The 10922-nt window shown below is 62.0% G+C and carries 9 protein-coding genes and 1 tRNA gene; 5 read left to right on the top strand and 5 right to left on the bottom strand.

Features of this window, described 5'->3' with window-relative positions:
* Window positions 1-13: 13 nt before the first annotated feature.
* The gene (locus M3Q35_RS27925; protein WP_273935503.1) at window positions 14-1231 is read right to left on the bottom strand and encodes a TIGR02679 family protein; all 1218 of its coding nucleotides are present in this window, start codon (window positions 1229-1231) and stop codon (window positions 14-16) included.
* 232 nt (window positions 1232-1463) lie between these two features.
* Here M3Q35_RS27925 and M3Q35_RS27920 point away from each other — a divergent pair, with 232 nt between their 5' ends.
* The gene (locus M3Q35_RS27920) at window positions 1464-3146 is read left to right on the top strand and encodes an Eco57I restriction-modification methylase domain-containing protein (RefSeq protein WP_273935502.1); all 1683 of its coding nucleotides are present in this window, start codon (window positions 1464-1466) and stop codon (window positions 3144-3146) included.
* A 12-nt stretch (window positions 3147-3158) separates the two neighbouring features.
* A complete protein-coding gene (locus M3Q35_RS27915; RefSeq protein WP_273935501.1) occupies window positions 3159-3911 on the top strand; it encodes a PaeR7I family type II restriction endonuclease in 753 nt (250 codons plus the stop codon).
* Window positions 3912-4031: 120 nt separating this feature from the next.
* Here M3Q35_RS27915 and M3Q35_RS27910 read toward each other — a convergent pair whose 3' ends face one another.
* The 3 genes from M3Q35_RS27910 to M3Q35_RS27900 form a co-directional block, all read right to left on the bottom strand.
* On the bottom strand, window positions 4032-5057 hold the full coding sequence (locus M3Q35_RS27910; protein ID WP_273935500.1) for a nucleotidyltransferase family protein: 1026 nt from the start codon (window positions 5055-5057) through the stop codon (window positions 4032-4034).
* Window positions 5041-6090 carry a DUF262 domain-containing protein gene (locus M3Q35_RS27905; RefSeq protein ID WP_273935499.1) on the bottom strand — a complete coding sequence of 350 codons (1050 nt, stop codon included), beginning with the start codon at window positions 6088-6090 and terminating at the stop codon, window positions 5041-5043. The genes M3Q35_RS27910 and M3Q35_RS27905 overlap by 17 nt, the downstream gene beginning before the upstream one ends.
* A gap of 1001 nt (window positions 6091-7091) precedes the next feature.
* A tRNA-Arg gene (locus M3Q35_RS27900) sits at window positions 7092-7163 on the bottom strand.
* A 69-nt stretch (window positions 7164-7232) separates the two neighbouring features.
* Between M3Q35_RS27900 and M3Q35_RS27895 the strand changes: the two genes are divergently transcribed.
* The 3 genes from M3Q35_RS27895 to M3Q35_RS27885 all read left to right on the top strand — a co-directional run bounded on the left by M3Q35_RS27895 (window position 7233) and on the right by M3Q35_RS27885 (window position 9464).
* Window positions 7233-7961 carry an alpha/beta fold hydrolase gene (locus M3Q35_RS27895; RefSeq protein ID WP_273935498.1) on the top strand — a complete coding sequence of 243 codons (729 nt, stop codon included), beginning with the start codon at window positions 7233-7235 and terminating at the stop codon, window positions 7959-7961.
* Window positions 7962-8032: 71 nt separating this feature from the next.
* Window positions 8033-8935: a cation diffusion facilitator family transporter gene (locus M3Q35_RS27890; RefSeq protein ID WP_273935497.1), complete on the top strand. Its 903-nt coding sequence runs from the start codon at window positions 8033-8035 to the stop codon at window positions 8933-8935.
* A 106-nt stretch (window positions 8936-9041) separates the two neighbouring features.
* Entirely contained in the window at window positions 9042-9464 is a 423-nt protein-coding gene (locus M3Q35_RS27885; RefSeq protein WP_273935496.1) for an SsgA family sporulation/cell division regulator, read from the top strand.
* Here the strand turns inward: M3Q35_RS27885 and M3Q35_RS27880 are convergent.
* A complete protein-coding gene (locus M3Q35_RS27880; protein WP_273935495.1) occupies window positions 9439-10857 on the bottom strand; it encodes an APC family permease in 1419 nt (472 codons plus the stop codon). The two genes, M3Q35_RS27885 and M3Q35_RS27880, sit on opposite strands and share 26 nt — an antisense overlap.
* Between the last annotated feature and the right edge of the window lie 65 nt (window positions 10858-10922).

Here is a 10922-nt window from a genome sequence, read left to right as displayed (position 1 = left end):
CCGCTAGCCAGCTTCACTCGTTCGAGTGCAGCTCTGCCAGCAGTTCGTCCGCCACCCGCTCCTCGCTCACCGTGATGCCGTGCTCCCGCATCACCTCGGCCAGCTGCCCATCCCAGGGCGCTTCCGTCACCCTGCCCACACTAGGCCCGACCGTGCCCACCGCTTTCAGGTAGTCCGCCGCCCCCATCCGCCACGGCACCGCGCCCGTCCTGGCCATCACATTCGCCGCGATCCGGATCCCTTCGCCGTCGAAGTCCCCGTGATACCGCAGCTCACAGCCTGCTTCCGCCAGCCCGCTCAGCAGCAGGATCCCCGCGCTGTTCGGCCATCCCGACGTGCACACCAGCGGCGGGCAGCTCTCCTTGAACCTCTCGAGCGCCAGCGCCAGGATGCTCGGGTTCTCCACCACCCACACCGTTTCCGGCAGGCCATTTCCCCAGTTTGTCGCCCTCAGCTGCCCCAGCGTCAGCGCCGCCGCGTGGCCCGTACAGGCCCTCAGCACCTTGCTCGCAACGCCCTCACCTTCGGGCCTCATCCCCGCCACGAGCACCACCGACGACAACTCGTCGTCCGCCACCCCCGCCCGCTCCCACAGCCCCCTCTTCTGCTGCACATCCGTCGGCACCGGCACGTCGTAGATCGCCGCCAGCGCTTTCAGTACCAGCGCCCCTTGCCGCGTCCCCTCATCCAGCCCGTGCGGGTCGTGCAGCGTCTTCTGCGCCAGCACCGGCAGCGGCACCCCCGCCGCCGGCAACTCCGCCAGGACGTCCAGCGTTCCTTCCAGCAGCTTCTTCGTGCGCTCCGTCGACCCCTCCACGAGACCGCCCCGCCGCACCGCTTCCACCCAGTCGTTCAGCGCCGGCTGACCCACTACCACGTCACTGCGCTTGAGCCATACCCACAGGTCAGCCCGCTCTTTCCCCTGGGCTTCCCGCTCCTGCGCCCGATTGCCGATCGGTCCCACCAGCTCGGCCACGACGTCTCTCAGCGGCAGACCAACCGCCTCGATCAGCACCTCGTCCAGCCTGGCCACGCTCACCGTCACCGTCTCCGGCGGCAGCCGATCCAGCCCCAGCAGATCCGCCAGCGCCGCCCGCTGCTCCTCCATCAGCGGCCCCAGCCGGATCCTGCTCACCGGCTGCCCCGAGGACAGCCTCTCGTGCGCCGCCCGCCACACCGGCCGCAGCACAGGGGAGAGCTTCTCCGCACGACCTCGCTGACCGGTAGCCACGCTCCGACAGTAGTTCGTGACGTGCCGCGGAACAGGGCTGGCCACCGGTGGTTACAACACTTGTAGCCTGCCGGGTTGGTCGACAACCAACCGTCACCGTCGTGTGCACCAACGATGTCGTCGCTGGCAATCTGGAAGCGACCTGCAAGTCTGAAGACATGACGGCCCGACAGGATGTTGCGTCGTACCGGGAGTCGGCGGTTACACGGGCACGTGGCGCTAGAGTCTGACCGTGGCAACTCGTGAGCTGTTCGGCCTGGACGCACTGGTCTTGCCGGAGTCGTTGCAACAGGCCGTCCAGCACGGCGAGGTGTTTACCAGGCGTTGGGTTGTGGAGACGATCCTCGACCTGGTCGGCTACACGGCCGATCAGGACCTTGCTGACGCGGTCATCGTGGAGCCGGCATGTGGTGGCGGGGCTTTTCTGGGTCCGGTAGTCGAACGCTTGAGCGCGTCGTGTCGTAAGCACGGACGATCTTTGTTGGATGCCGTCCAAGCAATCGAGGCCTACGACTTGCTGGATCGCAATGTCCAGGCAAGCCGAGACCTGGTCGGGCAACAGTTGCTCGCCGATGGGTTCGAGTCAACCGACGTCGAAAAGGTCGTTAATTCCTGGATCGGACAAGGCGACTATCTGCTGCAAGAGTCGAGCGTTCATCTCGCAGACTTCGTAGTTGGCAACCCGCCCTATATCCGGCTGGAGGACGTGCCGGATATTCGCATGAATGCTTATCGATCTTCCTGTTCGACTATGGGTGGACGGGCCGACATCTACGTCGGCTTCTACGAAGTAGCCCTGCGTAGCCTTAAGCCTGGCGGCCGGCTCGGGTTCATCTGTGCCGATCGGTGGATGCGTAACCAATACGGTCGTAATCTTCGTGGCATGGTGACTCGGCGTTTTAGTGTGGACCTTGTGTTGACGATGCATGACGTCGACGCGTTCCAGGAGCAGGTATCTGCATACCCGGCCATTACCGTTATAAGTAATGCTGTACAAGGTTCGGCCATTGCTGCTGACGCCACAGGGCGGTTCGATGCTCAACAGGCCAAGGAGTTCGTCGCCTGGACGTCGAAGGTGGGCCAAGCTCGCGTCGACAAACCGGCATATCATGCGGCTCGGCTGCCGCATTGGTTCCCCGGCGACGACTCGTGGCCGGCGGCGTCACCAGCGCGGTTGGCGGTGCTTGAAGACCTCAGTGACCGTTGCCAACTACTAGAGGATGTGTCCACCGGCACGCGGGTTGGCATCGGGGTTGCAACCGGCGCGGACAGCGTCTTCATTACTCATCGCAGTGATGCTGCGGATGTAGAGGAAGACCGGCTCCTGCCGCTAGCGATGGTTCGCGACACTACTAGTGGCGAGCTCGACTGGAACGGGACCCACCTGGTAAACCCGTGGGACGCGCAAGGAAAATTGGTTGACCTTGATGTCTACCCGCGACTGGCGCAGTACTTCAATCGCCATGCTGCGGCGCTGCGTAAGCGTTACGTGGCTACTAAACAACCCGATAATTGGTACAAGACTATCGACAAAGTCGATCATCGGCTCACTGCACGCCCGAAACTTTTGTTCCCAGACATGAAGCTTGCCATCCATCCGGTCCTCGACCCCGGCGGGTTTTATCCGCACCACAATCTATATTACATCACTTCGGATAAATGGGATATGCGGGTGCTTGGTGGCCTTCTCTTGTCGAAGGTCGCTGAGGCTTTTGTATCAGCGTATGCTGTGAAGATGCGAGGTGGCACACTCCGATTTCAAGCTCAGTACTTGCGCAAGATTCGTGTGCCCGACCCGGCGGCGATCAGGGACGACGTTCGTATTGCGTTGGCGGAGGCATTCGATCGGCGTGATGTGCAAGCGGCTACGACGGCCGCGCTGAAGGCTTACGGGCTTGTTGAACTTCCGGACTGACATGGGGGACCTTTGACGGTTAGCCGCCAAGACTTCGAAGAAGCTGTCGCTGCATACTGGGGCGCCAAAAAGACTCAAAGTGAGTTGTCTGAGATCAAGAATAAGGTCGGTTCCGGCACTGCCGGCTCTGTTCGTGCCGGTAAGCACTTCGATAAGATCACTGCGTTGATCGCTAAATTCTTTTTGGATGCGGGCTATCCGTCCAGCTCGATCAGAGTCGCTCGAATCCAAGGGCTGGAGTTGCCCGGCTACTATCGCCCGCAGAAACAATGGGACGTGGTGGTCGTCCACGATGGGACACTTGTTGCCGCGTTTGAGCTCAAAGCCTTGGGAGGTCCCTCGTTCGGTAACAACTACAATAATCGGGTTGAGGAGGCGCTGGGTAGCGCCATTGATATTCGTCGCGCTGCGCTGGAAGACCTATTTCCGGGCGAACGGCCGTGGTTGGGCTACTTCTTTATTATGGAGGACGCCAAGGGGTCGACGTCCCCTGTGGGGACGGCGAAAAAGGCTGCTATTTCGGCTGACAGAATTTGGGAGGGTAAGTCCTATCAGCAGCGATTCGGCACATTCTGCGAACGGCTGGTTGCGGAAGGCCTCTATGATGCGGTCTGCTACATCACTTCATCCCCGGCTGATCCTCGACCCATCGAGCCGGTTGAAAGCCTCGATTGGAGGCATTTTTCCGCAGCGATCAATGGGCGGCTGACCTATCTTAAGGACTTGGGAATTCCCGGTGCAGGTGCGGGAATGCTGCCCTTCTGAGCGACATACTGCCAGATGACAACCTGCTCAAGATTGTCATCTGGCATTCTTGCGGTCGGCCAGTGGGTCTGCTGCAGGCACTGCGTCCTCGTTGCTTGACCTTCCTATTGTGTTGCGCTCCTATTCCGGCATCGATTCCTTCAGGGCCTCTTCATTTGCTGAGATGGTGTCGAACTGAAATTCGCGCGGAAGGTCGAGTATGCCATGTAGATCGCGAAGTTCTACCGATGGGACGAAGTATCCTTTCTTTATCTTCTTGAGCGATCCGGTCCTGGATAGTACGCCTAGGACGTACTGAAACAAAGTTCCGGAAACTGGGACGTGGATTTCAGACTCATTCTGAAGCTCACCTTCGATGCACTCCAGCAGAGAACTCAGTGCGTCTGCTCGGCGACCTTCTTCTCGCTCGACCTGGCGCAGCAGGCCATGTACATTATCTGCAAATCGGCTCCAGCTGTCGGGCGCGATCGAATCTGGAATCTTTTTGTCGAGGACCCACTGCTGGAATTTGGATATTATTTTCTGCTTTAACTCGTTTTCGGGCCAGGGGGACTCTTGGACAGCTGATGATGATGCGTCGAAGCTGGCGATAATCATTTCAATCTGTTCGACGGCAGCTTTCAGCTGTGCTGCAAGTCGCTGCCGTTTCCAGTCTACATCATCTGACTTGTAGACAAGGGAATGGGTGACTCGCGACCAGGCGTATTCGAACGCTGTGAGAATTTGAACCTCAAATACTAGAAGTGAAGCGCCGATTGGCATCTTTTCTGCGGCCTCAGGGGTAACTTTCCCGTACCATCGAAGTCCGTCGAAGCGAAAAGTATCGGGCGCTTTGCGCGTGTCTGTGCGGCCGCGGGAGCGTACCTCTGAAAAAGCTGAGCGAAGGAAGTTGAGTACCTTTGACTCAAATGTGGCGACTGGTACAACGATGGTGCACGCGTATAGATCGTCCAAGTCGCTCCAGTGGCCAAATCGACCGCTTTCTAGCTTCTCGCTGACCGATCCAAGGGTCTTTACCCTGTCGGCAAAAAGGAATTCGCCATCGCAAAATGATCGTAGCGTAGATCCGACGTAGGATCTTACACTGCCGACCAGCGGGCGGGAATCCTCGAATGCCTTACGGACAGACTCAGGACTTGCTGACATTGGATTCCCTGAGGAGCACTTGGCGGAGGATCCTTACCCGATCGCGGCGAGGTGCTTGGTCGCTTGATGCAGACCTGGTGGCTTCGTAGTACTTTGCCGCGTTTTCGTCGGATGACCTGCGTTTGTCGTCTAGTACGATCGCCATAAATTCCCGTAGACGTTTTACCGAGTCATCCTTCTGGGGGACCTGTTGTTCACGATGCAGCTCAAGGATGATTGCGAAAAGGGAATAGAAATCTGCCTGATTGCGGAATCGGGCAGCGTCGCCAACTAGTAGTTCATTCTGCCAGTCGCGGAGGGTTGCGATAGTCTGCCGAAATTCCGTATCTACGCGCGAGGCTTCTTCCCAGTTGTCCTCGCGATCGCTGTAAGCCTTGTCGAGCTCCGCCTGGGAGTATGAGGCTATTCCGCTCTCAACCAGTAGCATTAGGTTGACGGCAAGCTCCACGTCTTTCATCTGTCGGCGAGCCGCTTGGTTAACTCTAGGAAAGTTTTCGTCAAGCTGCCTCGTCATGAATTCGCTAAGGCGCTCGGCTGAAGTGGCAAACTCGCCGGAGAATCTAGCGTGTCGAAGTTCCTGGGGCGTTAGTTTCGCCACGTTTCTGTTTATTCGATCGAATATATTGCTGAGTGTTCCTTCGTCGGTTGACGGAAGATATTCGATCGAGAATTGATATCTGTAGAAATCTTTCCTGATGTCAGAGGGGAGGTCTTTGAAGAATTTCCCACGAAAACCGTGCGTGGAGGCCGAATCGCCGACCGGGAATTCATCCTCTACAAACCTGAGAACGGTGGTTAGGCGTTGTCTGCCGTCCACTACGGAATAGGTTGCTTTTCCGCTGTCGCTTATGTCTTCATACAAGAAGATCGCCGGAGCGGGGTAGTTTAGCAGCATTGTGTCTATGAAGTAATCTGCGTAGGATTGGTTCCAGACACTCCTGCGCTGGTAGGGCGGATCGAGGATGAGAAGTTCTCGTCGATAGAGATCGAGGAACCAGGCGACGGTCTGTGTAGTATGGCGACGTTGGTTCATCAATGTAGACCTCCTTACGGTCCAGTTAGTGTCGCATGCGTACACGTGCGGCAAATCGGTTAGTAGACTCGCGAGGTGCAGGTGGCTATCGCGGCAGCAGATGGACAGTGCTGACGATCGCTGCCTGGAGGGACGCCCATGAACGTCAGAACGGCCGGCCCACCCGATACGACGGCACGTGGGTCCTCGCCGGCACAAGAGGACGAACGCGGATAGCGTGAGGTTGGTCTGGGTCAGCAGCACCTCCCCAGTAGCCAGATCTACCGGGTCTTTGGTCGTCGTGCGCCTCGTGGGCGGAACCGTGTGCGATCTGGCGTTCCCACCTACATGTCGCCGTGCTGTACGGGGCTGTCGTCTGCCACCTATCCCAACCCGTGTGCCCGTCTGCGCTCCACCGCCCGGTGGATCTGCCTTGCCCTTGATGTCTGGGTGCAGCTTCTTCAGCAGTCCGGCACTCTTGCCGTCCGCATCCTCGTAGAGATCGGCTGACGTGTGCAGCTGCTTGCCGGAGCCTTCGCCGACCAGCCCGCCCTTGCTGAACGCCTTGCCCGTGATCTGTACGCCGCGCCCGAACAGCTTGGCCACCATCGCGCCGATGCCGGACCGGTTGCCGCCCGGTATTTGAGACCAGGCTCTGTCCCGCCGACTCCAGCTTCTGCCCGCCTTCAGCTGGCTTCCCGCCAAACCCGCTGACCTTTCCGCCCGTCTGCCGCAGAAGCTCTGGCCGAACATGGATCTTGCTCACCCCAAGCCCCCAGCCTCTCCACGCTGTGACCCCATCGATGTACATCCAGCGCTCGCCGTCAACCAGAACCACCAATCCGGTGACAGAAACTTTGCCAGGACCAGCGACCTCCGCCGACACAAACCCGGACGCTACCCCCGAATCGGGGGTCCAGGGGCGGAGCCCTCCTGGCTTGGGGTCTGGGGCGAGAGCCCCAGAAAACACAAACGCGAGAGCCCTGTCTGGCGAAGCCAGACAGGGCTCTCGTACGATCGCGTGCCCCCGGCAGGATTCGAACCTGCGCACCCGCCTCCGGAGGGCGGTGCTCTATCCCCTGAGCTACGGGGGCCCGTTGCTCAACGAGGAGAAGCTTACAACACGGGGTGGAGGGGTTTTGCAGGGCCTACCGTCTGGGGGCATGGCGGACGTGATCACGGAGGACGGGCTGCGGCTGAGGGTGTACGAGGACGGGGACCCCAAAGGGCCGAGGGTGCTGCTGGTGCACGGGTTTCCGGATACGGCGGAGGTGTGGGAGCCGCTGGTCAAGGAGCTCAAAGACAGCTTCAGGGTGGTGAGGTACGACGTCCGGGGGATGGGTGGGTCGGAGGGGCCGACGACCACGGAGGGGTACGGGATCGAGCGGCTGAAGGATGATCTGAGACGTGTGGCGGAGGCCACGAGGGCGAAGCATCTGGTGGGGCATGACTGGGGCGCGGTGCAGGGATGGAGGGCGGTGGTCGACCACCCCTTCGACACGTTCACGGCGATCTCGGGGCCGGATCTGGGGCACGCGAGCTACTGGTACGAGAAGAACTTCCCCAGCAAGGAGACGGTGAACCAGCTGGCCCGGTCCTGGTACATGGCGGCGTTCAAGATCCCGAAGCTGCCGGATCTGATCTTCCCGCGAGCGGGGCTTGAGCTGTACCGGGCGAACATTGGCAGAAGCCACCAAGCCCAACGGATCACCACGAAGACGCTGCTGGTCGTGCCGACGAAAGATCGGTTCGTGACGCCGGCGATGGCTAAGGCAGCGGAGCCGTGGTGTGACGATCTGACGGTCAAGACGCTGCCGGCGGGGCACTGGGTGATCAAGGAGCAGCCACACATCCTGGCCAGCTGGATCAAGGAGCTGACGAGAAAAAGTTAGGCTGCACTCATTGAGCTTATGCGCATGTCGCTATATGTTGAGGGGGACTGGGGACACGGAAGGAACGGGCGATGGGGCACGGACACGGGCACGGCAGCGCCTCGGGGCAACACGTGGGCCGGCTGTGGGCGGCGCTCGGCCTGGGGGCGGGGTTCCTGACCATCGAGACGGCGATCGGGATCACTACGGGCTCGCTGGCGCTGATCTCGGATGCGGCGCACATGCTCACGGACGTGGTGGGGATCGGCCTGGCGCTGGCGGCGGTGATCCTGGCGGCGAGGAAGAACCAGAAGCAGGAACGCACGTTCGGCATGTACCGGGCGGAAGTGCTGGCGGCCCTGGCGAACGCGGTGCTGCTGTTCGCGGTGGCGGGCTACGTGCTGTACGAGGCGATCGAACGCTTCGCGGCGCCGCCGGCGGTGCCGGGACTGCCGGTGACGATCACGGCGGTGATCGGGATCGCGATCAACGCGACGGCCTTCATGCTGCTGAAGGACGGTGCGAAGGAGAGCCTGAACCTCCGCGGCGCCTACCTGGAAGTGCTGTCGGACCTCATCGGCTCGATGGGCGTCCTGATCAGCGGTCTGATCACGCTCACCACCGGCTGGCGCTACGCGGACCCGGTCATCGCCGTCGCCATCGGGCTGTTCGTCCTGCCCCGCACCTGGGGCCTGGCCAAGAAGGCACTGCGCATCCTCTTCCAGCACGCGCCCGAACGGGTGGACGTCAAGCAGCTATGTGTTGATCTCACGGCACTTGACGGCGTGACCGAGGCCCATGACGTGCATGTGTGGACCCTCACATCGGGCATGGAAGTGGCCTCGGCGCACCTCGCGGTGGCCCCGGGGGCGGAACCGGCGGATGTGCTGGTCAGGGCCCAGAAACTGCTGGCCGAGGACTACCGGCTGGAGCACGCCACGGTGCAGGTGGAACCCCGGGACGCGACCTCGAAGTGCCGTGACCTGACTTGGTGACGGCACCCGTTCGGGTGTCTTCTGGGAAAACCGCGTGGGTATCCCACCGGTGCTGCGTCCCACCTCTGTCACGGGTGATGACGTGAGAGAGCGAAGGGGACGGACGATGGGCAACAACGACCGCAAGGTGATCACGGAGCGGGTCGACTTCGGCTTCCTGGCCGCGCACGACTTCCTGGTGCCGCTTGAGGTCGAGCTGCGCTACGACACGCTGGATCCGTACGCGGTGGTGGCGGCCTTCCGCCCCGGCCGCGAGGACTGCGTGGAATGGGCCTTCAGCCGGGACCTGCTGGCCGACGGCCTGATCGGCGACGCCGGTGAGGGCGACATCCGGATCAGGCCGTCGGACAGCGACGTGGAGATGGTCGTGGTGGAGCTGCGCTCGCCGTCGGGCCAGGCGGTGTTCGAGGCCCCGGCGGAGGACCTCGCCGAATTCCTTGACGAGACCTACGAGATCGTCATGCCCGGCAACGAGCACCTGTGGGTGGACATCGACGCGGAGCTCACGCGGCTGACGTCGATGTCGTGAGGTACTCCTCCTTGATCTCCTTCGGCCCGAACGGCCAGACCTGCTCGGCCCGGGCCCAGATCAGGAACGCGGCGACACCGACGATCACCCAGGCGACCGACAGGATCTGGGACAGCGTGTCGACCGAGTAGTACAGGAAGACCCAACCGGCCAGCGCGACGACCAGCGGCACCGGGAACAGCCACATCTTGTACGGGCGGACCAACCCGGGCTGGCGACGACGCAGCACGACGAGCGCGGCGATCTGCGCCACCGACTGCACCAGCACGATGACGGCGGTGAGCGCGTTGATCACGACGCCGAGCGGGAACAGCGAGGCGACGGCGGTGATCACGCCCATCACCAGCAGGCCCGCGGTGGGGAAGTGCCCCTTCGGGTGCAGCTTGGCGAACACCGGCAGGAACAGCTTGTCGCGGGCGGCCTCGTAAGGCACCCGGGAGCCGCCGAGCAGTCCCGCGAACACCGACGCGAACGCCGTCACCACGATGAGCACGGTCACGATGTCGCCGGCCACCGGGCCCCACGACGTGTTGACCGCCAGGGTGGCCACCGACGAGGACTTGGCCACGTCCTGCCACGGCACGGCGCCGAGGATGCCGATCTGCAACAGCAGGTACAGGCACATGATGCCGACGATGGACAGGATGATCGACCGCGGCAGCGTCTTGCCCGGCTCGCGGACCTCGCCGCCGAGGTAGGCGCTGGTGTTGTAGCCCAGGTAGTCGTACACGGCGATGATCAGGCCCGCGCCGAGGCCGGTCCAGAACGCGCCGCCGCCGGCGAACGCGCCGGGCGTGAAGTCGAAGGCCAGCGCCGCGCTGAAGTGGCTGTACGCGGCGATGATCACGGCCAGGATGCTGACCAGCATCACCCCGAAGAAGGCCGTGGTGACCTTGGTGATGTCGCCGATCTTGCGGTACAGCAGGACGACAACCAGGCCGGTGATGACCACGCCGACCACGTGCCCGAGCGTGTTGACGGCGCCGGTGTCGTCCACCACCGCCGGCCACAGCACGCCGAGGTACTGCACGAGTCCGATCACGCCGGTGGACATGATCAGCGGGATGAACAGCACCGCGGTCCACACGAACAGGAACGGCATCAGCCGCCCGGTCCGGTACTGGAACGCCTCCCGCAGGTAGATGTACGTGCCGCCGGCGCCCGGCATGGCCGCGCCGAGCTCGGCCCAGATCAGGCCGTCGGCCAGCACGATGATCGCGCCGATGACCCAGCCGAGCATGGCCTGCGGACCGTTCATCGCCGCCACCATGAGCGGGATCGTGAGGAACGGCCCGATGCCACACATCTGCGTCATGTTGATGGCGGTCGCCTGCCACGGCCCGATCCGCCGTTCGAGGCCCGCCGCCTGCCCGTTGTACGTGCCCGAAGCCACGCCCACCTCCCTGGCTCGAATTAGGAAAGGTTCTTAACATAAAGACGGCGTGGCGGGGAACACGC

This window comes from Kutzneria chonburiensis (assembly GCF_028622115.1).
In the GTDB taxonomy this organism is placed as follows: domain Bacteria; phylum Actinomycetota; class Actinomycetes; order Mycobacteriales; family Pseudonocardiaceae; genus Kutzneria; species Kutzneria chonburiensis.
Note: the sequence above shows the minus strand (reverse complement) of the source record. Positions and strands in the feature narration are given on the sequence as shown.